The organism is Chromobacterium alticapitis (genome assembly GCF_002924365.1).
Classification (GTDB): Bacteria; Pseudomonadota; Gammaproteobacteria; order Burkholderiales; family Chromobacteriaceae; genus Chromobacterium; species Chromobacterium alticapitis.
In genome coordinates this window covers 68,331-93,681 of record NZ_PQWB01000011.1, presented here as the reverse complement: position 1 = coordinate 93,681, position 25,351 = coordinate 68,331, and the positions used below count along the sequence as shown (strand labels likewise).

At 65.5% G+C, this 25,351-nt stretch carries 23 protein-coding genes; 8 read left to right on the top strand and 15 right to left on the bottom strand.

Annotated features, from left to right (window positions below; genetic code table 11):
* Positions 1-2: 2 nt before the first annotated feature.
* Complete coding sequence (locus tag C2I19_RS02745; protein ID WP_103901186.1) at positions 3-452, bottom strand: GNAT family N-acetyltransferase; 450 nt, start codon at positions 450-452, stop codon at positions 3-5.
* Positions 453-652: 200 nt separating this feature from the next.
* On the opposite strand from C2I19_RS02745, the gene C2I19_RS02740 reads away from it, so the two are divergent.
* From C2I19_RS02740 to C2I19_RS02730, 3 genes are all read left to right on the top strand, one after another.
* Entirely contained in the window at positions 653-943 is a 291-nt protein-coding gene (locus C2I19_RS02740) for a superinfection immunity protein (protein WP_103901185.1), read from the top strand.
* A gap of 69 nt (positions 944-1,012) precedes the next feature.
* The gene (locus tag C2I19_RS02735) at positions 1,013-2,206 is read left to right on the top strand and encodes an amino acid aminotransferase (protein WP_103901184.1); all 1,194 of its coding nucleotides are present in this window, start codon (positions 1,013-1,015) and stop codon (positions 2,204-2,206) included.
* Positions 2,207-2,370: 164 nt separating this feature from the next.
* Positions 2,371-3,048 carry a BPSS1780 family membrane protein gene (locus C2I19_RS02730; RefSeq protein WP_103901183.1) on the top strand — a complete coding sequence of 226 codons (678 nt, stop codon included), beginning with the start codon at positions 2,371-2,373 and terminating at the stop codon, positions 3,046-3,048.
* Positions 3,049-3,056: 8 nt separating this feature from the next.
* Here the strand turns inward: C2I19_RS02730 and C2I19_RS02725 are convergent, their stop codons facing one another.
* The 8 genes from C2I19_RS02725 to hutC form a co-directional block, all read right to left on the bottom strand.
* Positions 3,057-4,043 (bottom strand): questin oxidase family protein, encoded by a 987-nt coding sequence (locus C2I19_RS02725; RefSeq protein WP_146056733.1) that lies wholly within the window; start codon positions 4,041-4,043, stop codon positions 3,057-3,059.
* A 403-nt stretch (positions 4,044-4,446) separates the two neighbouring features.
* Positions 4,447-4,872 (bottom strand): hypothetical protein, encoded by a 426-nt coding sequence (locus tag C2I19_RS02720; RefSeq protein WP_146056732.1) that lies wholly within the window; start codon positions 4,870-4,872, stop codon positions 4,447-4,449.
* A gap of 463 nt (positions 4,873-5,335) precedes the next feature.
* The gene (hutH, locus tag C2I19_RS02715; protein ID WP_103901180.1) at positions 5,336-6,868 is read right to left on the bottom strand and encodes a histidine ammonia-lyase; all 1,533 of its coding nucleotides are present in this window, start codon (positions 6,866-6,868) and stop codon (positions 5,336-5,338) included.
* Between the two features lie 78 nt (positions 6,869-6,946).
* A complete protein-coding gene (locus tag C2I19_RS02710) occupies positions 6,947-7,330 on the bottom strand; it encodes a lipocalin-like domain-containing protein (protein WP_233201079.1) in 384 nt (127 codons plus the stop codon).
* A gap of 290 nt (positions 7,331-7,620) precedes the next feature.
* Positions 7,621-9,291 (bottom strand): urocanate hydratase, encoded by a 1,671-nt coding sequence (gene hutU / locus C2I19_RS02705; protein WP_103901178.1) that lies wholly within the window; start codon positions 9,289-9,291, stop codon positions 7,621-7,623.
* A 73-nt stretch (positions 9,292-9,364) separates the two neighbouring features.
* Positions 9,365-10,294, bottom strand: coding sequence for a formimidoylglutamase (gene hutG / locus C2I19_RS02700; RefSeq protein WP_103901177.1), 930 nt, complete (start codon positions 10,292-10,294; stop codon positions 9,365-9,367).
* 65 nt (positions 10,295-10,359) lie between these two features.
* Positions 10,360-11,601 carry an imidazolonepropionase gene (gene hutI / locus C2I19_RS02695; protein ID WP_199181054.1) on the bottom strand — a complete coding sequence of 414 codons (1,242 nt, stop codon included), beginning with the start codon at positions 11,599-11,601 and terminating at the stop codon, positions 10,360-10,362.
* 163 nt (positions 11,602-11,764) lie between these two features.
* The gene (gene hutC, locus C2I19_RS02690) at positions 11,765-12,481 is read right to left on the bottom strand and encodes a histidine utilization transcriptional repressor HutC (protein ID WP_103901176.1); all 717 of its coding nucleotides are present in this window, start codon (positions 12,479-12,481) and stop codon (positions 11,765-11,767) included.
* Between the two features lie 87 nt (positions 12,482-12,568).
* Between hutC and C2I19_RS02685 the strand changes: the two genes are divergently transcribed.
* The 3 genes from C2I19_RS02685 (at position 12,569) to C2I19_RS02675 (ending at position 14,552) form a co-directional block, all read left to right on the top strand.
* On the top strand, positions 12,569-13,009 hold the full coding sequence (locus C2I19_RS02685) for an Mpo1 family 2-hydroxy fatty acid dioxygenase (RefSeq protein WP_103901175.1): 441 nt from the start codon (positions 12,569-12,571) through the stop codon (positions 13,007-13,009).
* 75 nt (positions 13,010-13,084) lie between these two features.
* Positions 13,085-13,936, top strand: coding sequence for a D-hexose-6-phosphate mutarotase (locus C2I19_RS02680; protein WP_103901174.1), 852 nt, complete (start codon positions 13,085-13,087; stop codon positions 13,934-13,936).
* 70 nt (positions 13,937-14,006) lie between these two features.
* Entirely contained in the window at positions 14,007-14,552 is a 546-nt protein-coding gene (locus tag C2I19_RS02675; protein ID WP_103901173.1) for a CpXC domain-containing protein, read from the top strand.
* A gap of 126 nt (positions 14,553-14,678) precedes the next feature.
* Here C2I19_RS02675 and C2I19_RS02670 read toward each other — a convergent pair whose 3' ends face one another.
* On the bottom strand, positions 14,679-15,551 hold the full coding sequence (locus C2I19_RS02670; protein ID WP_103901172.1) for a LysR family transcriptional regulator: 873 nt from the start codon (positions 15,549-15,551) through the stop codon (positions 14,679-14,681).
* 161 nt (positions 15,552-15,712) lie between these two features.
* Here C2I19_RS02670 and gstA point away from each other — a divergent pair, with 161 nt between their 5' ends.
* Positions 15,713-16,327 carry a glutathione transferase GstA gene (gstA, locus tag C2I19_RS02665; protein WP_103901171.1) on the top strand — a complete coding sequence of 205 codons (615 nt, stop codon included), beginning with the start codon at positions 15,713-15,715 and terminating at the stop codon, positions 16,325-16,327.
* Between the two features lie 73 nt (positions 16,328-16,400).
* Here the strand turns inward: gstA and C2I19_RS02660 are convergent, their stop codons facing one another.
* The 5 genes from C2I19_RS02660 to rarD form a co-directional block, all read right to left on the bottom strand.
* Entirely contained in the window at positions 16,401-18,275 is a 1,875-nt protein-coding gene (locus tag C2I19_RS02660; protein WP_103901170.1) for a M3 family metallopeptidase, read from the bottom strand.
* A gap of 171 nt (positions 18,276-18,446) precedes the next feature.
* Positions 18,447-19,724, bottom strand: a complete 1,278-nt coding sequence (locus C2I19_RS02655; RefSeq protein ID WP_158253620.1) for a GNAT family N-acetyltransferase — start codon at positions 19,722-19,724, stop codon at positions 18,447-18,449.
* Entirely contained in the window at positions 19,718-19,903 is a 186-nt protein-coding gene (locus tag C2I19_RS02650) for a hypothetical protein (RefSeq protein WP_146056731.1), read from the bottom strand. Before C2I19_RS02650 ends, C2I19_RS02655 begins: the two co-directional genes overlap by 7 nt.
* A gap of 140 nt (positions 19,904-20,043) precedes the next feature.
* Entirely contained in the window at positions 20,044-20,370 is a 327-nt protein-coding gene (locus tag C2I19_RS02645; protein WP_103901167.1) for a hypothetical protein, read from the bottom strand.
* A 198-nt stretch (positions 20,371-20,568) separates the two neighbouring features.
* Positions 20,569-21,480, bottom strand: coding sequence for an EamA family transporter RarD (rarD, locus tag C2I19_RS02640; RefSeq protein ID WP_103901166.1), 912 nt, complete (start codon positions 21,478-21,480; stop codon positions 20,569-20,571).
* A gap of 360 nt (positions 21,481-21,840) precedes the next feature.
* Here rarD and C2I19_RS02635 point away from each other — a divergent pair, with 360 nt between their 5' ends.
* Entirely contained in the window at positions 21,841-25,326 is a 3,486-nt protein-coding gene (locus C2I19_RS02635) for an indolepyruvate ferredoxin oxidoreductase family protein (RefSeq protein ID WP_103901165.1), read from the top strand.
* The last annotated feature ends 25 nt before the right edge of the window (positions 25,327-25,351 follow it).

The window sequence follows — 25,351 nt, the reverse complement described above, 5'->3', positions numbered from 1 at the left end:
TGTCACGACGCCTGCGCCGCGCCGGCCAGCCGTCGATACACGTCCTGCTCCAACCGTTCCATCAGCCGCTCCGCCCGGGATAAGGGCTGGAAACCGTATTGCGCGTACAGGCCGTGCGCGTCGGCAGTGGCCAGCATCATGCGGCGCAGGTTCTGCAGCTCAGGATGCGCCAGCATGGCCGCCACCAGCTGTTTGCCCACGCCGCGCCCCTGCCACTCGTCCCACACGAAAATGTCGGCCAGATAGGCGAAAGTGGCGCGGTCAGTGACGACGCGGCCGAAACCGACCTGCGCGCCGTCTTCGGCATAAGCGCCGAAGCACAAGGCATTCGCCAGCGAACGTTCGAAAATATCGCGCGGCAAACCCTGGGCCCAATACGACTGTTGCGATAAATAAGCGTAGATCCGCTCCCGCTCCAGCCTGCGCGGATCGCAGTCGATATGCACCGTCATGGCGCTCTCCGTTCGCATCGCAAAATTGCCAGCCTAAACAAGTCGCCGGCGCCGAACAAGCGCTCGCCATGAACATGGCATGAAAATGGCAGATTGCGTCAAATTTATGGCACTTCATTGCGAACATTCCGCCAAGCCCCCGTTGCCAGCCGCCGCAAAAACTCGCAGGATAAGCGTTTGTCCATCGCCTGCCCTACGCCATGAACCTGCTGCCGCTGCTGAGAAACCTGCTGTTCGCCCTGCTGGCGCTGGCCATCCTGCTATGGTGCTACGGCAGCTGGCAGAATCGGCCGGAACTGGTGAACGCCGCCGTCTGGCTGGGCGACGGCCTGGCCATGGCCGGCGCCTATCTGGTGCCCACCGCCACCGCGCTGCTGGTGAAAAGCCCGCGCCTGAAAACCGTGGCGCTGCTGAACGTGCTGGGCGGCTGGCTGATTCTGCCGTGGCTGCTCGCGATGGGCCTGGCTTTGAAACGCGACGACCTGGCCTGAGCGCCGCGCCGCACCCCGGACGACCCGCCGGCAACAGGCGGGCGTCCGCCAACCAAGAGGAGAAGATTCGTGTTCCAACATGTAGACGCCTACGCCGGCGATCCCATCCTGTCGCTGGTGGAAGCTTTCGGCAAAGACCCGCGCGAGCAGAAGGTCAACCTCAGCATCGGCCTGTATTACGACGAAGCCGGCCGCATCCCGCGCCTGAAGGCCGTGGAGCAGGCGGAGGCGCTGCTGGCCAGCCAACCTCAGCCGCCGTGCACCTATCTGCCCATGGACGGCCTAGCCGCCTACCGCAGCGCCATCCAGACGCTGCTGTTCGGCGCAGACCACCCCGCGGTGAAGAACGGCCGCATCGCCACGCTGCAAACCTTGGGTGGCTCCGGCGCGCTGAAAGTGGGCGCGGACTTCCTCAAGCGTTACTTCCCGGCATCCGGCGTTTGGGTCAGCGACCCGACCTGGGACAACCACGTGGCCATCTTCGAGGGCGCGGGCTTCGCCGTGGAGCGCTATCCCTACTTCGATCCGGCCACCCGCGGCGTGGACTTCCCCGCCATGCTGGCCAAGCTGCAAACCCTGCCGGCCAAGGCCGTCGTGCTGCTGCATCCGTGTTGCCACAACCCCACCGGCGCGGACCTGACGAACGCGCAATGGGACCAGGTGGTGGCCGTGGCCAAGGAACGCCAGCTGATTCCCTTCCTGGACATCGCCTACCAGGGCTTCGGCGCCGGGCTGGAAGAGGACGCCTACGCCATCCGTGCCATGGCGGACGCCGGCCTGTCCTTCCTGGTCAGCAACTCCTTCTCCAAGATTTTCTCGCTGTACGGCGAGCGCTGCGGCGGCCTGTCCGTGGTATGCGAAGACGCGGCCGAGGCGGCGCTGGTATCCGGCCAGCTGAAGGCCACCGTGCGCCGCAACTACTCCAGCCCGCCGACGCACGGCGCCAAAGCGATCGCCACCGTGCTGAACTCGCCTGAGCTGAAGGCGCTGTGGGTATCCGAGGTCAATGACATGCGCGACCGCATCCAGGCCATGCGCGGCGTGCTGGTGCAGGTGCTGAAGGAAGCGCTGCCGCAGCGCGATTTCGAATACCTGAAGGACCAGCGCGGCATGTTCAGCTACACCGGCTTCAGCCAGGCCCAGGTGGACAAGCTGCGCGAGCAGTTCGGCGTCTACCTGGTGGGCAGCGGCCGCATGTGCGTGGCCGGCCTCAACACCGCCAACGCGCCTTACGTGGCCGAGTCCTTCGCCAAGGTGCAGTAAAACCGCCGGACCTGGCAACGGCAGGCCCGCCGCCATGCGGCGGCCTGCCGTTTTCATTGGGATTTATTTGTCATCATTCCTGCGCCGTGCTAGCCTGCCGCCCCGGCAGTCCCATCTCTTCAATCCAGCCAGCGCGCCCACTGCTGGCGCTTAGCCTCGACATCATGAACACCACCATTCATAAAGTCCCCGCCACCCACGCCTGGCAATGGTTCAAAGAAGCCTATGGCCTATTCAAACAGCAAAAGCCCGTTTGGATCATCATGTGCGTCTTTTATATTCTGGCTTACATCGCGATCTTGCAGATCCCGGCCATCGGCAGCATTCTGCTCGCCTGCGCCGCGCCTATCTTCACCGGCGGCTTCCTGCTGGCCGCCCGCAAGCGCAGCGTCAATCAAACCGTCAGATTCGCCGACCTCTTTCTGGGCTGGCACAACCATTTCCGCCCGCTGGCCAGTTTCTCCGCGCTGATGCTGCCCTTGATCCTGATCGAGAACGTCTTCGGGCAAAGCCTGGCTACCGCCCACGGCCAGCCGGCGTCGCCCGGCGCCTGGCTCGTGATCCTTGCGCTGATGCTGATCCACGGCGCGCTCATGTATGCTCCGGCCCTGCTGGTGTTTCAGCGCCTCCCCCTGGGGCGGGCGCTGGCCTGCAGCTTCCGCGGCGTATTGAGAAACTGGCCTGCCATTGCGCTGAGCGTCTTGCTGCAATCCATCATGGTCCTGCTCAGCATCGCCACGCTGGGCCTGGCCCTGATCGTGCTATTGCCCGTCATGTGCCTGAACAGCTACACCAGCTGGCGCGACATCTACACCGACGAAACCTTGCCCTACGTGGCCTGAGCCAGGACTTAAACCGCCGCGCGGCCGCGCCATCCGTGCGCCGCCACATCGGCCGCCAGCGCCAGCCAGGCCTCATCATCATCCAGTTCCGCCAGCCGCAGGCAGCTCAGGGCCAGCTTCACGCTATGATCGTCCGGCTGCGCGCGCGCCATGGCGGCGATTTCGCCGATGTCCGCCTGACTCCCTGCCAGCCTCCCCGACAAGTCCGGGCAGCCGTTATAGATGTACATGCCCAGCAGCGCCGCCTGCATCTGCAAGGCCGCGCTGTCCGGCGCGTCGCCTAGGCCGTGGCCGCGCGCCAGGCTCAGCACCGCCTCCCAGCCTGTCATCAGATGCAGCATGTCAAAGCTGCGCCGCGCCAGGAACAGCTGCCGCGCGATGCGCCGCTGCTCGCGCGCGCCGGCCAGCAAGCCCGGCGGCAGCCGATCCGGCAATTCCGGCAAGGCCAATGCCCGCTCGATATCGTCCATGATCAGCTTGCCGTCGTCCGGGCTGGACAGGGGGTGGTCTCGCCAATCGCGCAACACCTCGGCCAAGCTTCGCGGCGCGCTGGCGCGGCCGGGCAAAGCCAGCGGCTGCCAATGGCTAAGCGCGTAGGCCAGAGCCGCATCCACCTCCGCCTCCGCCTCGCTGCGCAAGGCGTAAGCCAGCCGGATCGCGCCGTGAAACGAAGCCGATGCCGGCGCGGCCAGCACCTGTCGCACCCTGCTCAGCCACAGCGCCTGCCACTCGCCGCGCTCGCGCTCCCAGGCCAAGCGCCGCCGCCACGCGCCTTCGCTGGCCCGTTCTCCCAGCCAGCCGGCGGTGTCCGCGATATCGCGTCCATCATCCGGCACCGCCTCCAAATGGCCGCGCCGCGCGGCAAACAAACGCAGCTCCGCCTCGCTCGCGCCCAGCTCGTCCAGCGCGGCCAGGACCATGGGCAAGTGATTGCTCAAACCGCCGCGGTAGCTGCCGCCATACGGCAATAGCTCGATCAATAAATCCTTCAGCATGGCCTGCTCCAATTGGCTCTCTTCTCCGTAGTCTGAGATCACCACGACAAAAATGCCAATTGGATTTACACATATGGGCGATAGCGGGGCATGGAAAAGCCGCCAATTGTGGATAATGGCGGTCTTCCGCTATGAAATTTTATCTATCGTCAAGTTTGTGAAGTGGGAATATTACAGTTGGCCAACGGGACGGGCGGTGCGCGGTGAATGTTGGGCTTCGCTGCGCTTAGCGCGAACCCGCACGAAAGTGTCCAATGTGCCTGTGCGTTGCACTCCGCCTCCGGGCGGAACCGGCATCCAATCATCGTTTGAGCAGCGGACACAAAATCGGCCGATTCATACGAAGTAAACGTTGGGCTTCGCTACGCTCAGCTCCAACCTACATGAAAACCAGTTTGCCGCGTTAGTCTTTGACCCCGGAACACCACAACCGGAACGAGAACGTGCTTGGGTCATCAGCAGGAGAAACATCAAGGTCCAAACGGATGGCAAGCATCAATCTGTTCAATGCATCGTCATGAGCTTGTTTTGAAGGATTCGGATTGGATCTCGCGATTGCATCCTGAAACTGCCAGAGCGCGAGGAGCACACTCTGGGAGGCAACTAGACCGATAGTATTTGCTGCCCTCGCCCAACGCTGTTGTGCCTCAGGAGTTGAATCCGTCCCCACAGTGCCACTGAGCGCATCCAGAAATTCTCGATAATGCTCCAGCTTCTGCTTCCTCCACTCAGCGTCCCGTTCCTTTCGCTTTGTCAGAAAAAATGTTACCGCGGCGACAAGGATGCTTGCCGCCGAAGTTATCGCTGCAACCAAAACTGGAGTATCCATCTCCAAACACCTCCGTCAACACGGGGACTCCGCCAAGCTACTGACCTAGCACTGTGTAGAACCGAACCAATGCGCCCACTTCCCCATCAGCGCAAGCCGGCTCCGAGACCCTTTCCAAGGTTTTAAGCCGCCCCCTGTTTGAGCGGGGCGACGCTAGCGCCCCGCGAGTTGGGCGGCGCCTTGGAAAGGGTTTTGGAGACGGGGTTTCGCCGCGCTGTTGGGCCGGCCTGGGGGCGTTGGGGGGCTGGCCGCGCAGCCCCCCCAACCTGCCCGCCGGGCAGAACCGGCATCCAATCATCGTCCGCGCAGCGGACACATCCAAGCAGTCATACAGACTGGACTTTCTCAACATAGCACCCAAACAAAAAGGGCCAGCCTCTCGGCCTGCCCTTGCTATTCGTCACCCACTTCCCGATGACACGAACTCGGCGGAACGCCCCGGCTTTGCCGGGGCTTCCGCCCTTTACAACGACGGCAACACCTCGCCGTCCACCAGGCCGTTGAAGCGGCCGCTGGCCACCAACACAGCGGCTTTTTCGATGTCCGGCGCGAAGTAGCGGTCCTTGTCATAGAACGACACCTGCTCGCGCAGCATGCGCTTGGCCGCTTCCAGCTTGTCGCTGGATTTGTGCGGCGCGCGGAAGTCTATGCCCTGGCAGGCCGCCAGCAGCTCCACCGCCAGGATGCCGGCGGTGTTTCCCGCCATATCGCGCAGGCGGCGGCCGGCGAAAGTGGCCATGGACACATGGTCTTCCTGGTTGGCGCTGGTGGGCAGGCTGTCCACCGAAGCCGGATGGGCCAGCGACTTGTTCTCGCTGGCCAGCGCGGCGGAAGTCACCTGGGCGATCATAAAGCCGGAATTGACGCCGCCGTTGTTGACCAGGAAGGGCGGCAGCTTGGACAGATTGCTGTCGATCAGCAGCGCCATGCGGCGCTCCGACAGCGAACCGATTTCGGCGATGGCCAGCGCCAGGTTGTCGGCGGCGAAAGCCACCGGCTCGGCGTGGAAGTTGCCGCCGGACAGGATGTCGTTATCGCCGGCAAACACCAGCGGGTTGTCGGACACCGCGTTGGCCTCCACACGCAGCACTTCGGCGGCGTTGCGGATCTGGGTCAGGCAGGCGCCCATCACCTGCGGCTGGCAACGCAGGCTGTACGGGTCTTGCACCTTGCCGCAGTTTTCATGCGATTGCTCGATCTGGCTGTGCGCCAGCAGCTCGCGGTACAAACGGGCGGCGTCGATCTGGCCCTGATGGCCGCGCACTTCGTGGATGCGCGCGTCGAACGGCGTGCGGCTACCCAGCGCGGCTTCCACCGACAGGCTGCCGGACACGGTGGCGGACACGTACAGGTCTTCCGCTGCGAACAGGCCTTCCAAGGCGAAAGCCGTGGACGCCTGGGTGCCATTGAGCAGGGCCAGACCTTCCTTCGGCGCCAGCGTGATCGGCTCCAGGCCGGCGGAGCGCATCGCCACCGCGCCGGGCACCCGCACGCCGTCGATGAAGGCTTCGCCCTCGCCGATCAGCACCGCGCTCATATGCGACAGCGGCGCCAGGTCGCCGGAGGCGCCTACCGAGCCCTTCTGCGGAATCACCGGGTAAATCTGGCGGTTGAACAAGGTCACCAGCGCCTCGATCACCTGGCGGCGGATGCCGGAGAAACCGCGCGCCAGCGAGTTGATCTTCAGCGCCATCACCAGGCGCACGGTGCTGGCGTCCATCGGCGCGCCGATGCCGGCGGCGTGCGACAGCACGATGGAGCGTTGCAACAACTCCAGCTCGTCGGTGGCGATCTTGGTGCTGGCCAACAGGCCGAAGCCGGTGTTGATGCCGTAAACAGTGCGGCCTTCCGACAATACGCGCGCCACGGTGGCGGCGGAGGCGTCGATGGCGGCATGGCTGGACGGGTCCAGCTGCAATTGCAGGCCGGTTTCACGTGAAACACGGCGCAGATCGGCCAGGGTGAGCTGGCCCGGTGCGATGTTGAGGATACTCATGGCTTCTGTCTCTCTATGCTGCTTTATATTCTTGATGCCGGGCTTTGCTAGCGCAGCCCAACTGACGGCTCTAACCGATCACAAACGCGACCAGATCAGAGTCACTCTTTCTTTCAACCCCTGGCCGGACAGCTGCAAGCGTCCGTCCGGCAGCAGCGCCACCTCGCGCCGCATGGTCTGGCCGACCACGGCCGGCGCGCTGGACTGCAGCGCGGTGTGGTAGACCATGCCCGGCTCTTCGCCCAGCCGCCAGTTGCCGGTGTAGAAATTGGACACGCGCTGCGCGTCTTCCGGGCTGGGCTGGTCCAGCGGCTGGCGGTTCTGCGCCACGCTGACATAGCCGCTGGCGGTGTAGATCAGCGTGCCGCTTTGCACGCCGGGCCAATGAAAGGCCTCGCCGTCTTCGCGGTGGACGATGAAGTCGTCCAGCTTCCATTCGCCGATCAGATCGCTTGCTTGCACTTCTATTTCTCCTGTTGCGGCCACGGTGGGCAATGCCGGCATTGCCAACCCTACATACTGCGACTTCTCCTGTTGCTCTTCGATGGCGCGTCAAGGCGGAACGCCCCACGGTGATGGCGATGTCGGCCGCTTGCCCCCTCTCCCCAACCCCTCTCCCGCGAGGGGAGAGGGGCTAGCGCGGCATGAAGTTTCCATGTTCGACACGCCCGCTCAAAACGCATGCGCGCCGCTGAGCAGACCGCCCCGCAGAGATATCCCCGCTGCGCAAACACGCAGAGCCGCAGGACGGCTTACTTCAGCATCGGCAGGTCCAGGCCCTGTTCCTTGGCGCAATTCACCGCGATGTCGTAGCCGGCGTCGGCATGGCGCATCACGCCGGTGCCCGGGTCGTTGCGCAATACGCGGCCCAGCCGTTCGGACGCGGCATCCGTCCCATCGCAGACGATGACCACGCCGGAATGCTGGGAGAAGCCCATGCCCACGCCGCCGCCGTGGTGCAACGAGACCCAGGTGGCGCCGCCGGCGGTGTTGAGCAAAGCGTTCAGCAGCGGCCAGTCGGACACGGCGTCGGAGCCGTCCTTCATGGATTCAGTTTCGCGGTTGGGGCTGGCGACCGAGCCGGAATCCAGATGGTCGCGGCCGATGACGATGGGCGCCTTCAATTCGCCGTTCTTCACCATCTCGTTGAAAGCCTGGCCCAGGCGGGCGCGGTCTTTCAGGCCCACCCAGCAGATGCGCGCCGGCAGGCCCTGGAAGGCGATGCGTTCCCTGGCCATGTCCAGCCAGTTGTGCAGGTGCGGATCATCCGGGATCAGTTCCTTCACCTTGGCGTCGGTCTTGTAGATGTCTTCCGGATCGCCGGACAGCGCCACCCAGCGGAAGGGGCCGATGCCTTCGCAGAACAACGGGCGCACATAGGCCGGGACGAAGCCGGGGAAGTCGAAGGCGTTTTGCACGCCCTCTTCCAGCGCCATCTGGCGGATGTTGTTGCCGTAGTCCAGCGTGGCCGCGCCGCGCGCTTGCAGCGTCAGCATGGCGCGCACTTGCACGGCCATGGATTTCTTGGCCGCGGCGGTGATTTCGGCGGCGGCGGTCTTCTGCTTGTCGCGCCACTGGGCCACGGTCCAGCCCTGCGGCAGATAGCCGTGCACCGGGTCGTGGGCGGAGGTCTGGTCGGTGACCACGTCCGGGGTGATGCCGCGCGCCACCAGTTCGGCGAACACGTCGGCGGCGTTGCCGAGCAAGCCCACCGACACCGCCTTGCCGCTTTGCTTGGCGTCTTCGACGATGGCCAGCGCCTCGTCCAAGGTGGTGGCCTTGCGGTCGACGTAGCGGGTTTTCAGGCGGAAATCGATGCGGGTTTCGTCACATTCGACGGCGATCATGGAGAATCCCGCCATAGTGGCAGCCAGCGGCTGCGCGCCGCCCATGCCGCCCAAGCCGCCGGTCAGAATCCAGCGGCCTTGCGGCTTGCCGTCGAAGTGCTGGTTGGCGACGGAGAAGAAAGTCTCGTAAGTCCCCTGCACGATGCCTTGCGAGCCGATGTAGATCCAGGAGCCGGCCGTCATCTGGCCGTACATCATCAGGCCCTTTTTATCGAGCTCGTTGAAGTGCTCCCAGTTGGCCCAGTGCGGCACCAGATTGGAGTTGGCGATCAGCACGCGCGGCGCGTTTTCGTGGGTCTTGAACACGCCGACCGGCTTGCCGGACTGCACCAGCAGCGTTTCGTCGTCTTCCAGCCGCTGCAAGGTTTCCAGGATCTTGTCGTAGCACTCCCAGTTGCGGGCGGCGCGGCCGATGCCGCCGTACACCACCAGGCTTTGCGGGTGCTCGGCCACCTCGGCGTCCAGATTGTTCTGGATCATCCGATAGGCGGCTTCGGTCAGCCAGCTTTTACATGTGAGCTGGTTGCCGCGCGGCGCGCGGATGTGGCGGGATGCGTCAAAACGCGGGTCGGTCATCTCTGCTTCTCCTCTGTCTATCATTCCGCGTGGGCAAGGCTGGCCTTGCCCACCCTACGGTAGTGCTGCCCGATCAACGGCGCAGGTGGCGGCTCAGGCTCCAGGCCAGCCGCGCCGCCGCCTTGGCGCCATGGCTGTCGATGTCGTATTCGGGATTGAATTCCACCAGGTCGGCGCCTATCAACTTGCCGCTCTTGGCCAGCCGGCCGACCAGCGTCTCCACCACCGTGATGTCGACGCCGTAGCCGGCCGGGGCCGACACCGCCGGCATCTGCGCCGCCGGCAGCACGTCCAAGTCTATGGTCAGGTAGACGGCGTCGACGCTGTCGAGGAATTCGGCCAGCTGGCCGCGGATGTCGGCCAGCTGCCAGCCGGTCATCTCGGTGTCCAGCCGCCACTCGGCGCCCAGCTCGCGGGCGGTGTCGAACAGCGCCTGGGTGTTGGCGGTTTCGGCCACGCCCAGGCACAGGTAGCGGAAATGCTGGCTGCGAGCGGCGCAGTCGGCAGCGATCTGCGCGAACGGCGTGCCGCTGGTGGCCTCGTCGGCATGGCGCAGGTCGAAGTGGGCGTCGAAATTGACGATGCCGATGCGCTTGCCGGGATGGGCGTCGGCCAAACCCAGCCAGTGACCGTAGGCGGTTTCGTGACCGCCGCCCAACACCAGCGGCAGATGGCCGGCCTGCGCCGCCTGCGTCACCAGCAGGCCGAGTTTGCGCTGCGCGGCGTCCAGATTGCCGGCGTCGCACACCACATCGCCGGCGTCGTACAGGGGCAGGGTCGGGTGCCAGGCCAGGTTGGCCAGCGCCTTGCGCAGCGCCCGCGGCCCGTTCGCCGCGCCGACGCGGCCCTGGTTGCGGCGCACGCCTTCGTCGCAGGCGAAGCCGATGATGGCGATGCCGGGCGCGCCGCTCTCAGGCAGCGGCTGCACCGCCTGGTGCCAGCGCTTGGCTGCCTCGCCTTCGGCCGCGTCCACGCGGCCGGTCCAGACCTTCATGTCCACCATGAGCATGCTTCCTTTATTGCCGTCCCGGCCGGAAGCGCGCTGGCGTCCGGCGGGCCGAACGGTAATCAGTCGATAGATTGCGCCGCGCCGCGGAACACCCGCTGCTTGAGCAGCGGCACGCCCACGCTGTAGGCGATTTCGGCCGGATGGCCAATGTCCCAGACCAACAGATCCGCCACGCAGCCGGCAGCCAGCCGGCCATGGGTCTCCGCGCGGCCCAGCGCCCGCGCCGCATGGCGGGTGGCGCCGGCCAGCGCCTCTTCCGGCGTCAGGCCGAACAAGACGCAGGCCTGGTTCATCGCCAGGCGGATGGAGGCGAAGGGGCTAGTGCCGGGATTGAGGTCGGTGGATACCGCCATCGGCACGCCGGCGGCGCGCAGCTTGTCCACCGGCGGTTTTTGGGTTTCGCGCAGGAAATAGAAAGCGCCGGGCAGCAGCACCGCGACGGTGCCGGCGCGACGCAAGGCCTCGACGCCGGCGTCGTCCAGGTACTCGATATGGTCGGCGGACAAGCCGCCGAACTCGGCCACCAGCTCCGCGCCGTGCAGATTGGACAGCTGCTCGACATGGCCCTTCACTTGCAGGCCATGGGCGCGCGCCGCCTCGAACACGCGCCGGGTTTGCCCCGGGCTGAAGCCGACGGATTCGCAAAACGCGTCCACCGCTTCGGCGAGGCCGGCGCGCGCCGCCACCGGCAGGATGGATTCGACGATGTGGTCGATATAGCCGTCGGCGTCGCCGGCGTACTCCGGCGGCACCGCGTGGGCGGCCAGCAGCGTGGCGGCCACTTCCACCGGCAGCGCGTCCTGCAGCCGGCGCGCGGCGGCCAGCTGCTTCAGTTCGTCGGCCTGGGTCAGGCCATAGCCGGACTTGATCTCCACCGTGGTCACACCTTCCGCCATCAGCGCCTTCAGCCGCGGCAGGCTGGCCAGCGCCAGCTCTTCCTCGTCCAGCCAACGGGTGGCGCGGACGGTGGAGACGATGCCGCCGCCCTCGGCGGCGATCTGCTGATAGGGCACGCCGGTCAGCCGCTTTTCCCATTCCGCCGCGCGGCTGCCGCCGTACACCAGGTGGGTGTGGCAGTCGATCAGGCCCGGCGTGATCCAGCGGCCCTGCAGGTCGAACACCTCGCCGTCGAAAGCGGCGGCATTCACCTCGCCCTGCGGCAGCACCGCCTCGATGTGGCCGTCCCGCAACAGCAGCGCGTGGCCTTCCAGCGCGCCGTAAGGCGCGGCGTGGACCGGGTCCATGGTGGCCAGCCTGGCGTTTAGCCACAGGCTGGGGCGGTGGGCGTGAATCGGCGGCATAGCAATCTCGCGCAGTAATTTGTATATACAATTACGCGCATGGGCTGCCACTGTCAAGCGCAAGCTTTGTAAAAAAATCTACAAATCCTTGATGTTGCACGGCAATAAAAAAAGGCTGCCCGCTGGCAGCCTGTCTGGACTCGAACAAATTGTATATACCGTTTTACTTCTTGACCCGCGTTTGCGAGCGCAGTTTGTAGCGCAATCCCGGGTGAGTGAGCCGGGCGAAGCTGACCAGCTTCTTGTGCGACCAGGTGCGGCGCAAAACCAAGAGGCAGGGCTCGGCCGCGGAGATGCCTAGCAGGGCCTGCTCCGCCACGCCCGGCAGCACCGCTTCCACGCTATGCTCAATATCAGTGAGCGGACAGCTTTGCATCAGGTAGTCGTTGGGCGTGCGCTCGCAGAAATCCTGCTTCAGATAATCCGGCGCGAAGGCCGGATTGACGTAGCGGTCTTCCAGCTGGATGGGCACCTCGTCCTCGAAGTGGACGATCAGCGAGTGGTAGACCAGGCCGCCGGCGCGCATGCTGAGCCGCAGCGCCACCTCCTCGCTGGCCGGCAGCGCTTCCAGCAGAATCACCTGGGCGGTATGGCCGTGGCCGCGCGCTTCGATCTCGGCCGCGATATTGTTGATGTCGAGCAGCGGCGACTCCGCCTTGCGTTCGGCCACGTAGGTGCCGTCGCCGGCGAAGCGCAGCAGGATGCCGGCCTCGGCCAGGTCGCGCACCGCCTTGTTGACCGTCATGCGGGACACGCCGAACTGGCGCGCCAGCTCCAGTTCCGGCGGAATCTTGCAGCCGGGCAGGAAGTGACGGTCGCGGATGCCGGACAGAATGTAGTCCTTGATCCGTTGATAACGGGGTTGCGGGGCGTCTGACACCGTGGCTCCATGGGCTAGTGAATGGCCGATTGTAGCGCGCTCGGCCGCATCGCTGGATGATCCAGCGCAGAAAACCGGAGGCAAGCCATGATGACCCTGCCGCAATGGCTGGCGGCTTACGACGAAAGCCACCGCCACCCATTCAATATCGCCATGCACAAGCTATGCGTGCCGCTGATCGCGCTATCGCTGCTGGGCATGCTGATGGTTCTGCCCGGCCCTCTGCCCTGGGCCTGGCTGGCGGTGTTGGCCGGCGTGGCGTGGTACTGGCGGCTGTCGCAGCAAGCGGCGTTGGTGATGGCCGTGTTGAGCAGCCTGGCGCTGCTGCTGCTGACTCTGCTGCAGGGCGCCGGCCTGCCGCTGGGCTACGTCTCGCTGCTGGTGTTCGCGCTGGCCTGGGCCGGCCAGTTCATGGGACACGCGCGCGAAGGCAAAAAGCCCTCGTTCACCCAGGACTTGCAGTTCCTGCTGATCGGCCCCTTGTGGACGTTGCGCGCGCTGTGGCGGCGGCTGGGCTTGATCGAATGAAATCCTGATCAGCCGCATCACGCCGTAAACGACCCGCGCTATCATCGGAGTTTTCCGCACTCCGATGGAGCATGCATGTCCCATCCGCAAGGAATGAGCCTGGCCGAGCTGGCGCCGGGCGTCGAACAGATTCTGCTGGCCGGCGACGGCTTCTCCGCCCGCATCGCTCTGCTGGGCGGGCAACTCCTGGACTACCGCCGCGACGGCGAAGCGCCGCTGCTCTATCTGTCCCCGCAAACCGCGTATCAGCCGGGCAAAGCGATACGCGGCGGCGTGCCGGTGTGCTGGCCGTGGTTTGGCGCGCACCCGTCCGACTCAGGCCTGCCGGCGCATGGCGTAGCCCGCCAGCAGTTGTGGCGGCTGGCCGACGCCCGCCGCGATGGAGAAGTGTTCCACGTGAAACTGAACGGCCCGCGCCATGAGGGCCTGGCCGCAGAGCTGTCCTTCCGCATCGGCCCGGATGGCGTAGACATCGCGCTGGCCACTGTGAATCAAGGCGAGTCCGCGCAAACCGTCAGCGCCGCGCTGCACAGCTATTTCGCGGTATCCGACATCGACGACATCGAACTGCTGGGGCTGGAGAACGCGCCGGCGCACGACAAGGTGGCCGATGCCCGCATCGTCTTGCCCAGCACCCCCTTCCGCTTCGATGGCGAGGTAGACCAGATAGCGTATACCAGCCAGGGCATCACGCTGCGCGACGCCGGCTGGAAACGCGACCTCCTCATCCGGCCGGAAGGCTCCGCCAGCGCCGTGGTATGGAACCCCGCGCCGGCCAAGGCGAAAAAGCTGGCCGACCTGCCGGACGCGGACTGGCGGCGCTTTGTATGCGTGGAAACGGCCAATGCCGGCGACGACGCCCGCGAACTGGCGCCCGGCTCCACGCACATACTCGCTTGCCGCCTGCATTTCTCTCGCAGCGGCTAGGGGTTATAATCGAAGGCTTGCCGCCGGTAACGATCCGGCGGCCCATCCCTGCTTACCGGACACTGCAGCAATGGCTCGACAAGACAAGATCTCCCGCTTCCTCCCGCTGACCTTCGCCAACGGCAACAGCGTGCGCCGCTTCGGCAAGCATTGCCCGCAATGCCGCGCCATGGTCGGAGCCGAGCAGATGGAGGGCATCGCCAGCCTGATGCAGGGCAAGATCTTCCTGTCCGCCGACGCCCATTGCCCGAAATGCGGCGAGGTCTTCCCGGTGGCCTGCGTCATCACCGACGACAAGCGCGTGCACCGCGTGGTGCTGCCGCTGTGGATTTTCCGCCTGTGGCTGCGCACCGCCACCCGCCACGATCCGCAGCCGGCGAACAACGACAACTGGGAAGTGGAGCCGGAGCCGGCGCGCGGCCTGATGCTGTCGGACGACGCCGAGGTGGTCCGTTCCGAAGAAATCCTGGGCCGCTTCCAGGGCGAACCCATCAGCGCCTGGATCGAATACCAGGGCCAGCGCTTCGTGTTCGACCGCGCCGCGTCCGGCAACAATCTGCGGCTGACGCCGTCAGAGCTGCTGCTGGAAGGCCGGCTGATCTACCGCCAACAATAGCGCCTCCGCGCCGGCCCGTGCGGTAGGGCGGCAGCCCGGCGCGCCGGGCGTTCCGCCATCCGCCGAATGCGCGCCGCCGATGTCGATGGGACCAGAATGGCGGATCGCCCCTTTGAGGCATCCGTCCTACGGCGGTTTCAGCCAATTCAATAAGGCCTGGGCCTGCGGCGAGGCCGCGCCCGATGCCGAACAGGCCAGCGCAAAACACCGCGGCGGCGCATCGGCCAAGGCAAACGCGCGCACGCCGGGGCAAGGGTCCGGCAGTACCGAAGCCGGCATCACCGTCACGCCCGCGCCGCTGCGCGCCATTTCCAAAGCGCTGCCCCAGTCGCTTACTCGCATGCGCACATCGCGCAATGGCATACCCATCGTTTGCAGCACGCTCTCGCCATGCAGACGGCAACCGCCGGTAGCGACGATGAAGGGCAGATCCGCCAGCTCATGGCCTGGAATGGGTGCGCTTGCGTGGCGGCGTGCCAGGCGATGGCCGCTTGGCAGCACCGCCAGCCAGGCATCCTCGCCCAGGCTCTGCGTCGGCCTATCCGAGTCCGGATTCAGCACCACGCCGATATCCACCTGCCCGGATGCCAGCCAGCGCTCGATCTCTTCGTCGCTGCCATCCAGCCACAATACCGACAGGCCTGGATGCCGCAGGCGGAATTGATCCAGCTTGCGCGCCAAAAGGCGCGAGAACAAGGAAGGGAAACCCGCCACCGTCAAGCGGCCGGACAACCAGCCCCTCCCCTCATCCGCCAGAGCCCGGATGCCGTCCAGCTCAGCCAGCATCGTCCGAGCCTTACGCAGCACCTGCTCGCCCAGGGCCGTGGGCCGGGTTTGCCGCCTATCGCGCGCAAACAAGGCGATGCCCAGCGCCTCCTCCATCTGTTTGATGGCCTGGCTGGCGCCGGATTGGGTCATGCCATGGCGCTCGGCGGCCCGCGTCACCGTGCCGCATTCCTCCACGGCCAGCAACAAACGCCAATGCAGCAAATTCATCATGGCTTAGCGCGCTTTAGAATTGAGTTGGGACATTTTACCTTTTCGTCATGCCATTAGCTGCGCTGATGACAGACCGCTGGAATCCTTGTTTTACTGGCCGCGCCAACCAGGAGAAGCTGCCCCATCGCCGTTGCCGGCTAAACCGAAACAAGGATGGCAAGATGAAACTGTATTTCGCGCCCATGGCCTGCTCGCTGGCCCCGCACATCATTCTGCGCGAACTGGGCCGGTCCTTCGAATTGATCCGGGTGAACAACCAGACCAAGCGCACCGCCGAGGGCGGCAGCTTTCTCGACATCAACTCTAAGGGCTATGTCGCCGCGCTGACGCTGGACAATGGCGAGACGCTGACCGAAGGCCCCGCCATCCTGCAATACCTGGCCGACTTGCAACCGGAAGCCGGCCTGGCACCGGCCAACGGCAGCTGGCAGAGAATACGGCTGCAGGAAATGCTCAACTTCATCGCCACCGAACTGCACAGCGGCAGCGCGCCGCTATTCCGCGCCGATCTGCCGGAAACCGTCAGGCAAATCTTCCGCGAAAAACTGTTCAAGCGGCTCGATTGGCTGGAAACCCGTTTGGAAACGCAGCCTTACTTGCTGGGCCATGATTTCGGCGTGGCCGACGCCTATTTGTTCGCGATCCTGGGCTGGCTGCCTCGTTTCGACATCGCCCTCGCCCGTTGGCCTACGCTGGATGCCTTCTTTCAAACCGTGGCGGCCCGTCCCGCCGCGCGGGCCGCCCTCCTGGCCGAGGACAGCAGCGCGCCGGTGTGAGCCGCGCCTTTCAGGGCTGAATGAAAAACGGCCGGGATGCGCCCCGGCCGTTTCGTTTACTGCGCGCTCACACTCAGCGCACGCTGGCCGGATAATGGCCGGCCACCCAGCTCTCGAAGCGGTCGAACATCGCCGCGTCGCCGGCCGTGTTGTCGGCGATCAGCTCCGCGCCGTGCACCAGGCGGATATGCGCGACGAGCGTATCCGGGTACTGCGCCGGGTAATCGCGCGCGGCGGATTCGGAGATCAGCTTTTGCGCTTCGGCCCAGGCCTCGGCCACGCTCTGATTGCAGCTGTCCGCCAGGTAGCGCGCGTTGAACGGTTCGCCGGTCAGACGCACCAGGGTGGCGTTGTGGTTGATGCTGTTGCCCGGGCCCCAGTAGTGCTCGGCCAGCAGCGGGCCGATGGCCGGGTTGTCGGTCAAATAGCCGAACTTGCCGATGAAGTAGGCGCGGGTCTGGTACACCGCCATATTGGCCAGCAGATAGCCGTGATAGGCGGCGGCCGACTCCTGGTTCAGCAAGTGAGGAATGGCCAGCAGCGGACGCGGGCTGACATCCACGCCCAGGATGCGCTTCTCGTTGGCGCGGGCCAGTTGCAGCACGCGCTCGGCGGTGAGTTCGCTCTCCGGCAGCGCGTACAGCTCGCGTTCGAAGTAAGCGACGACGGCGATGGAGCGTTCGGCGTAGGCGGCGAAGGGTTGCACCGCCTCGATGCGCGCGCGGATCAGCTCATCCGGAATGGCTTCGCCTTTGCTATTGCGCGCGTAGCGCTTCAGCCAGTCCGCGTCTTCCAGCAGGCTGTCGCAGAACATGCTCTGGGTTTCGGCGTAAGCCATGGAGGTGGGCGCGAACTCCTGCGAGAAGCACGGCGCGTTCTGCGTCACATTGGCGAAGTGCGCGGCGTGGCCGCCCTCGTGGAACAAGGTGTTGATGGCGCGCGCGCCGCTGCCCACCTGGTCCGGCTTGGCTTCGGCGGTGAAGTTGATCTGGCCCGGCACCCACTGTGCGCCGTCGAAGAAGGCCGGGATCGGGCCGTGGCAGAAGCCGTTCTGATACTTGCCCTCGCGCTCCACCAGGTCCAGCTGCATGGTGGCGCCGCGATACTGGATGCCCAGCCGGCGGAAGCTCAGCACCCAGCGCTCCACCGCCTTGGCGAACGGCAGGTAGGGGTCCATCTGGCGGGTGACGTCGCCGCTCATGTGGAAGCGCAGATTATGGCCCAACAGCGCGCCATCGCCATGCTTGGCCTGCAGCTCGTCCAGCGCGCGCTGGTTGGCGCCGCGGGTGCGCGCCTCGAAATCGTCCAGAATCGCGAACAGCTGATCCGGCGTCATCTGCTCGTTTTTCTTGACCTTGTATTCAAAGTAATCGGCATAGCCCAAGCTGCGCGCCAGCGCGTTGCGCTTGCTGACGATGGCGAGGAAGCCGTTGTCCAGCGCCCAGCGCTCCAGCGCCAGGTAGGCGTCCAGCGAGCTCTTGCGCGCCGCTTCGTCGCGGTTGGTGCCCAGATTGGTGCTGAGCATGCTCAGCGTCGCTTCTTCGCGCTCTCCAGCCTCGTTGAGGTGATGCATCTTGTAAGCGCGGCGCTTGGCGAACAACGCAGACTCCAGCTCCACCAGCTCGGTCATCAGCTGGCGCGCCTCGTCGCTCTCGATGATGTTGCTCTCGAACACGGCCAGCCAGCCCTTGAAGCCGTGCAGCAAGGCATCGCGCTCGGCATCCGCCGGCAGGGCCTCCAGCTGGGCGATGACATTCTTGCTCCGCGCCAGCCGCGCCGGGCTGGAAATGAAGTCCTTGTAGGCGGCTTCGGCGCGGGCGAAGCCGGCGTCATCGTCGGACACCGCCATATAGGTGTCCCAGAACAGGTCTTCCTTGGCCTTGTGCACGGCCAGGTAATCGTGATTGAGCGCGTCGAACTCGCGGCGCAGCGCTGCCAATGCCGTCATTCCCATTTCTCCTTGATGGTGTGGCCGCTCGAATGGCGGCTTGCGTCCAGCCGTCGGAAAGGACGACGGCATGCATGAGCAAGTCTCATTTCAAATGCCTTGCAAGGTCAAGAGAAATAAAGGATTCACCACGAAAAACATGAGCACAATGCATGGATAGCCACAATCTGGCTAATCCTTCGGCCACCAGCACAGCGAAGCTTCCCGCCCAGCCTCGACAAAGCCCAGCTTCCGATACAAGTCCAGCGCGTGATAATGGGCATCGGCCACGATGACCAGCCGCGAGGTCCGTTGCAGCCCCCATTGCGCCAGATGGCTGAGCAACTGGCTGGCCAGGCCCAGCCGCCGCACATGCGGCGCGGTGGCTACATGCTGGAAGCGCGCCATGCCGGGCAACAGGAACAGGCCAGCGCCGCACAGCAGCGCATGGCCATCGAACACACCCCAGACATGGCCCTGGCCGGCCGCCTCCAGTGCCAGGAAGCGCCGCTCTCGGCCTTGCAGATAGGCGCGGTAATCGGCCTCCTCGTGGCCTGGCGCGCGCGTGTCCGCCATCAATTGTCGCCATTGCCGCCAGTCGCCCTCCCCGGCCAAGGGCCGGATCGCCAGCCAGGCGCTGGCCGGAACCGGCCGCAACTCGGCCTCGTTCAGCAGCAGGACCACGCTTTCCTCGTAGCGATAGCCCGCGGCCGTCCACTCGCCATAGCGCGCCGCGCCGCCGTTCTCGGCCAAGGGCCACAATAAAGTGCGATGGCGGATGCCCGCCGCATCGGCGAAAGCGGCGTCAAAACATCGCTCCCAGCCTGCGCGCGCTTGCGCCGCCGGCGCCTGGTCCAGCAATAAGGCATTGCCGCAGTAATAGTCAGGCAACCCCGGCGTCAAGACTCGCCAGCAGCCGTCCAGCCGGCTCAAAACGCCGCCCTCCAGCCGCCAGTCGCTCTGCGCGCCCAGCATGGCCAGGCTCAAGGCCAGCGTCGACCGGCCCTCGCGCGCAGGGCCTTCCGCAAACCCCAAACGGGCCGCCAGGCGACGCGCAGCCAGATTGCCCTCGGCGGTATCCGCTTCGATCCGGTGCAGGCCAAGCTGGTTGAAGCCCGCATCCAGCAGCAACCGTCCCGCCTCCAGCGCCAGGCCCTGGCCCCAGGCGGCCTCTGCCAGCTCCAGTCCAAAGCTGGCCGCGCCCGGCGCCGCGCCTGAGCGCAGGCCGACCGAACCGATCAGCTCGCCGTTGGCGCGCAGCGCGATGGCCAGCTGCCAGGCGCGCCGGGGTTCAGCCTGTTGTTCGATGAAACGCCGCAACAGCAGCGCGGAAAAAAAGGGCGACACCTCATCGGGTTGGTAGTGGCGGCCAAAGGCTGGACTGGCGCGCAAGGCCTGGTAGACTGGCAAGTCTTCTTCGTGGAAATCGCGCAGCAGCAGCCGCTCGGATATCAAGGGGAGACTCAGCATGCGCCGCCCTTCTCCAGACGGCATTGCTCCAGGCGCTGCAGCAGACGCTGGCGCTCGTCGCTCTCGCGCGGATCGGTCGGGGAAGTTGAACGGCGCAAGGGCGCGTCGGACGGGCGAACGTGGTCGCCCAGCATGTCGCGCAGCAGATGGCGCGACAGCGATGCAAAGAACAATGCCATGATGGCGGTACCTGTAAAGAACGATAAAGAACGATGGCCGGCGCTTGCCGCCAAGCCAGATTGCCGGACGCCGCGCTTGAGGCGCGGCGCCTGGCTGCGCGCAGTCTGCTCCCGCGCGCCTTATCCGTCAAGCATGCCACTCAATCCACAAACATGTCTCCATGCTTGCCGGCCTGCCTGATGGCCCGCGCGCGCAGATAGGCGCGCCGCCAGCGCACCAGGCTGGTGCGCAGCACCGCATCCATCAGCCCCAGCTGCAAGCCCACCAGCGTCGCATAGAGCCACATGCCCTGCTCGCTCGGCATCAGCGGCACCGCCCAATCGCTTAACCTCGGATACAGCAGCCAGGCCAGCGCCAGGCCGGCCGCCAGCGTCCATTCCACCGCTCGCCAGGAACGGGTGCGCAAGGCCAGCCGCGTTCCGATATCGGTCAGACAAAACACCAAGCCAAGCAGGTATAAGGTCATGATTCCTCTCCTTTTCCAGGCAATGCGGCCTTTTTCCGGTTATAGGCCAGCCAGGCGCAGTTCTTTGGTACAGCTCCGCCGCCGCTCGTCGGAAACTCCGCCGGCATAGCGACCCCGCGGGCGGGAAACCGCCGGCTTGCCGCGGACGAAAAAAAGCCCCGCGGCTAGGCGGGGCACAGTGGGTGGGAAATCGTGGACTCAAACCGCGGCGGCGCGTCTTCCGCGCCACAACTCGCGCAAGCCGACGGCGGAGTACAGCAGCAGCGCGGCCCAGATCAGCGAAAAGCCCAAGGCGCGATCCGCGCCGAAGGGCTCGCCGAACAGCAATACGCCCAGCGCCAGCTGAATGGTCGGTCCGATGTACTGAATCACGCCCACCGTGGCCAGCTTCAGGCGGCGCGCGCCGGCGGCGAACATCAACAACGGCACCGCCGTCACCACGCCGGCGCCCATCAGCAGCAGGTCGCGGTTCCAGCCCAGATGGCCGAAAGCGCCGTCGCCGCGCCAGGCGAACCACAGCAGCGCGGCCAGCGCCAGCGGCGACATCAGGAAGGTTTCCAGCGCCAGGCCCGGCAACGACGGCAGCGGCGCCATCTTGCGCAGCAGGCCGTACAAGCCGAAGGTGGCGGCCAGGGACAGCGCGATCCACGGCAAGGAGCCGGCGCTAAAAGTCAGCCAGGCCACGCCAGCCGCCGCCACCCCTATCGCCAGGCTTTGCGGCCGGCTCAGCCGCTCGCCCAGAAACACCCGGCCCAGCAGCACATTGAACAATGGGTTGATGAAATAGCCCAGGCTGCCCTCCACCACGTGGCCGGCGTTGACTGCCCAGATATAGATCAGCCAGTTCAGCGACAGCACGCTGGACGACAAGGCGAAGACGCCCAACTGGCGCGGGCGGCGCAGCGCGGCGCGCACATCGCCCCACTGGCCGAGCGCGGTCAGGATCAGCGCGACGAACAGCGCCGACCACACGATGCGGTGGCATAGAATTTGCAAGGCGGGAATGGCGTGCAGGGGTTTCCAGTACAAGGGAAACAGGCCCCAGCAGACAAACGCGCCGACGGTGTACAACACGCCGCGGCCGGCGTCGCGGGAAGAAGAAACGTTCATGGGACTCTCGACAACAATACTCCAGCCCACAGCTTACTGGCTTTGCCCGGCCAGCTGAACCGGCCAATCCTGCACACAGCGTTTACAAACGCTTAACAGGCTTTTTGTTGCATTGGCACATAAACCGCAGTCTGGACCGCCCCGCGCGCGATCCCTTTGACGTTGACGTAAACGTAAACTATAGTCTGGCGGCATTAGGGTGAACACTCTAAGCTGCGACAGCCGCGCATACCCAGGGCACCCGGTATAAAAATAAAGTGTCCGATCGCGTTTGCCAGCGCAGCACGCGCCCGGAACACGCCGCCCACAAGGCCGCCCTAGGGCTGATCGCCACAAGCGAGCACGACAGGAGGAGAAACCATGTCAATCCGCCATGCAGACCTGGAAGAAAAATACACCGCCCCCACCGGCCAGGTACTGATGACAGGCATTCAGGCGCTGGTGCGCCTGCCCATGCTGCAGAATCAACTGGACCAGGCCGCCGGTCTGAACACCGCCGGCTACGTGACCGGCTACCGCGGCTCGCCTCTGGGCAACGTCGACCAGACCATGATGAAGGCCAAGAAGCACCTGGACGCCCACAAGGTGGTGTTCCACCCCGGCCTCAACGAAGACCTGGCCGCCACCGCCATCTGGGGCACCCAGCAAGTCAATATGTTCGAAGGCGCCAAGTACGACGGCGTCTACTCGATGTGGTACGGCAAAGGCCCCGGCGTGGACCGCTCCGGCGACGTGATCAAGCACGGCAACGTGGCCGGCACCAGCAAGCACGGCGGCGTGCTGCTGGTCTGCGGCGACGACCACGCGGCCAAGTCGTCCACCTTCCCGCACCAGTCCGACCACATCCTGGCCGCCAGCATGATCCCAGTGTTGTCCCCGTCCGGCGTGCAGGAAGTGCTGGACCTGGGCCTGCACGGCTGGGCGATGAGCCGTTACTCCGGCTGCTGGGTGGCGATCAAGGCCATCACCGACACCGTGGAAAGCTCGGCCATCGTCGACATCTCGCCGGAACGCTTCGAATTCAAGATTCCCAAGGACTTCCCGATTCCCGAGGACGGCCTGAACATCCGCTGGCCGGACACCCCGCTGGCCCAGGAAAAGCGCGTGCTGCACCATCGCCTGTACGCCGCGCTGGCCTATGCCCGCGAAAACAAGCTCAACCGCGTGATGCTGGATTCGCCCAAGCCGCGCCTTGGCATCATCACCTGCGGCAAGAGCTACCTAGACGTGATGCAGGCGCTGGACGACCTCGGCATCAGCGAGGCGCAGGCGGCCGAAATCGGCCTGCGCATCTTCAAGGTGGGCATGGTGTGGCCGCTGGAGCCGGAAGGCGTGCGCCACTTCGCCGAGGGCCTGGAGGAAATCCTGGTCATCGAAGAAAAGCGCCAGATCATCGAATACCAGCTGAAGGAACAGCTGTACAACTGGCGCGACGACGTGCGCCCGCGCGTGGTGGGCAAGTTCGCCGAAAAGGGCGAATGGGCGCTGCCGCATGGCGACTGGCTGCTGCCGGCCGCCGGCGAGCTGACCCCGGCCATGATCGCTCGCGCCATCGCCAGCCGGCTGGCGCTGATCTACGACAGCCCGGTCATCCACGACAGGCTGAAGTTCTACGACGATAAGGAAGCGCAGCTGGTGCAGCCGCGCGAATCCATCGCCCGCGTGCCGCATTACTGCTCCGGCTGCCCGCACAACACCTCCACCAAGCTGCCGGAAGGCAGCCGCGCCGTGGCCGGCATCGGTTGCCACTACATGGCGCACTGGATCACGCCGGAAAACACCAAGACCTTCACCCAGATGGGCGGCGAGGGCATCACCTGGCTGGGCCAGGCGCCGTTCACCACCACCAAGCACATCTTCACCAACCTGGGCGACGGCACCTACTTCCACTCCGGCATCCTGGCCATCCGCGCCGCGGTGGCCGGCAAAGTCAACATCACCTACAAGATCCTGTACAACGACGCGGTGGCCATGACCGGCGGCCAGCACGTGGACGGCTACCTGGACGTGCCGATGATGACGCGCCAGCTGGCGGCGGAAGGCGTCAAGCGCATCGTGATCACCAGCGACGATCCGGACAAGTACCAGAACGTCCAGGGCCTGGCCTCCGGCATAGACGTGTTCCATCGCCGCGAGCTGGACCGCGTGCAGCGAGAGCTGCGCGAGACCGAGGGCGTGACCATCCTGATCCACGACCAGACCTGCGCCGCGGAAAAACGCCGCCGCCGCAAGCGCGGCGAGTTCCCCGACCCGGCCAAGCGCGCCTTCATCAACGAGCGCGTGTGCGAAGGCTGCGGCGACTGCAGCAAGAAGTCCGGCTGCCTGTCGGTGCTGCCGCAGGAAACGCCGCTGGGGCGCAAGCGCAAGATCGACCAATCCAGCTGCAACAAGGATTACTCCTGTGTCGAGGGCTTCTGCCCCAGTTTCGTCACGGTGGAAGGCGGCAAGCTGAAGAAGCCGGCCGGCGCCAGCGCCGACCTGGCCAAGATGCCGGCCCTGCCGGAGCCGAAGATTCCGTCCCTGCACGAGCCGTTCGGCATCATGGTCACCGGCGTCGGCGGCACCGGCGTGGTCACCATCGGCCAGGTGCTGGGCATGGCGGCTTACCTCGACAACAAGGGCGTGACCGTGCTGGACATGGCGGGCCTGGCGCAAAAGGGCGGCTCGGTGTGGTCGCACGTGCGCATCGCCGACAGCCAGGAAAAACTGCACGCGGTGCGCATCGCCGCCGGCGACGCTAACCTGGTGCTGGGCTGCGACCTGGTGGTGACCGCCGCCGAGGAAGCGCTGGCCAAGATGCGCGAGGGCTTCAGCCACGTCATCGTCAACAACTATGAATCGCCGACCAGCGGCTTCCTGAAGAACCCGGACCTGCGCTTCCCGGCCAAGGCCATGAAGGACGCCATCGTCGAATCCGTCGGCGCCGGCCGCTTCAACGAGGTGAACGCCAACAAGCTGGCCACCGCGCTGATGGGCGACGCCATCGCCAGCAATATGTTCATGCTCGGCTACGCCTGGCAAAAGGGCCTGGTGCCGGTTTCGCTGGAAGCCATCATGGAAGCGGTGCGGCTGAACGGCGCCGCAGTCAAGTTCAACCAGGACGCTTTCAGCTGGGGCCGCCACGCGGCGCACGACCAAGCCCGAGTAGAGGCCTTGGTGACGCCGAGCGCCGTAGTCGCTTTCGTGCCGCGCGAAACGCCGGAGGGCGTGGTCCATCACCGCTCTACCCTGCTGGCCGCCTACCAGAACGAAGCGCTGGCCGAACGCTACAAGGCGCTGGTGCAACAGGTGAAGCAGGCCGAGGAAGCGATCAACCCGGGCAGCACGGCGCTGACCCTGGCCGCGGCGCGCGTCTACTACCACCTGCTGGCCTACAAGGACGAGTACGAAGTGGCGCGGCTGTACAGCGACGGCGAGTTCGAGCGCGAAGTGGCCGCCCAGTTCGAAGGCGACTACAAGCTGCGCTTCCACATCGGCGTGGCCTGGCTCACCGGCGGCAAGCCGCGCAAGATCGCCATCGGCGCCTGGCTGATGCCGGCGATGAAGCTGCTGGCCAAGCTGCGCTTCCTGCGCGGCTCCGCCCTCGACCCGTTCGCGCTGCAGGAAGACCGCAAGCTGGAGCGGCAGCTGATCGCCGAATTCGAGCGCGAGCTGCCCGCCGTGCTGGCCAAGCTGAGCCTGGCCGATCTGCCGCAGGCGGTAGAGTGGATCAAGACCTGGGAAGGCGTGCGCGGCTTCGGCCACATCAAGCTGGCCAATTACCGGCAGGCCAAATCGCGCCAATCCGAGCTGCTGGGCAAGCCCGCCGCGGCAGGCAAACCAGCCGCCAAGTCCGCCGTGGCCTGAACCGCATAAATTTCCACAGTGTTGA

Coding starts and splice junctions, on each gene's coding strand:
- C2I19_RS02745 (WP_103901186.1), bottom strand. CDS start 452: ATGACGGTGCATATCGACTGCGATCCGCGCAGGCTGGAGCGGGAGCGG.
- C2I19_RS02740 (WP_103901185.1), top strand. CDS start 653: ATGAACCTGCTGCCGCTGCTGAGAAACCTGCTGTTCGCCCTGCTGGCG.
- C2I19_RS02730 (WP_103901183.1), top strand. CDS start 2,371: ATGAACACCACCATTCATAAAGTCCCCGCCACCCACGCCTGGCAATGG.
- C2I19_RS02725 (WP_146056733.1), bottom strand. CDS start 4,043: ATGCTGAAGGATTTATTGATCGAGCTATTGCCGTATGGCGGCAGCTAC.
- C2I19_RS02720 (WP_146056732.1), bottom strand. CDS start 4,872: ATGGATACTCCAGTTTTGGTTGCAGCGATAACTTCGGCGGCAAGCATC.
- hutH (WP_103901180.1), bottom strand. CDS start 6,868: ATGAGTATCCTCAACATCGCACCGGGCCAGCTCACCCTGGCCGATCTG.
- hutU (WP_103901178.1), bottom strand. CDS start 9,291: ATGACCGACCCGCGTTTTGACGCATCCCGCCACATCCGCGCGCCGCGC.
- hutG (WP_103901177.1), bottom strand. CDS start 10,294: ATGGTGGACATGAAGGTCTGGACCGGCCGCGTGGACGCGGCCGAAGGC.
- hutI (WP_199181054.1), bottom strand. CDS start 11,601: ATGCCGCCGATTCACGCCCACCGCCCCAGCCTGTGGCTAAACGCCAGG.
- C2I19_RS02685 (WP_103901175.1), top strand. CDS start 12,569: ATGATGACCCTGCCGCAATGGCTGGCGGCTTACGACGAAAGCCACCGC.
- C2I19_RS02680 (WP_103901174.1), top strand. CDS start 13,085: ATGTCCCATCCGCAAGGAATGAGCCTGGCCGAGCTGGCGCCGGGCGTC.
- C2I19_RS02675 (WP_103901173.1), top strand. CDS start 14,007: ATGGCTCGACAAGACAAGATCTCCCGCTTCCTCCCGCTGACCTTCGCC.
- C2I19_RS02670 (WP_103901172.1), bottom strand. CDS start 15,551: ATGATGAATTTGCTGCATTGGCGTTTGTTGCTGGCCGTGGAGGAATGC.
- gstA (WP_103901171.1), top strand. CDS start 15,713: ATGAAACTGTATTTCGCGCCCATGGCCTGCTCGCTGGCCCCGCACATC.
- C2I19_RS02660 (WP_103901170.1), bottom strand. CDS start 18,275: ATGACGGCATTGGCAGCGCTGCGCCGCGAGTTCGACGCGCTCAATCAC.
- C2I19_RS02655 (WP_158253620.1), bottom strand. CDS start 19,724: ATGCTGAGTCTCCCCTTGATATCCGAGCGGCTGCTGCTGCGCGATTTC.
- C2I19_RS02650 (WP_146056731.1), bottom strand. CDS start 19,903: ATGGCATTGTTCTTTGCATCGCTGTCGCGCCATCTGCTGCGCGACATG.
- C2I19_RS02645 (WP_103901167.1), bottom strand. CDS start 20,370: ATGACCTTATACCTGCTTGGCTTGGTGTTTTGTCTGACCGATATCGGA.
- rarD (WP_103901166.1), bottom strand. CDS start 21,480: ATGAACGTTTCTTCTTCCCGCGACGCCGGCCGCGGCGTGTTGTACACC.
- C2I19_RS02635 (WP_103901165.1), top strand. CDS start 21,841: ATGTCAATCCGCCATGCAGACCTGGAAGAAAAATACACCGCCCCCACC.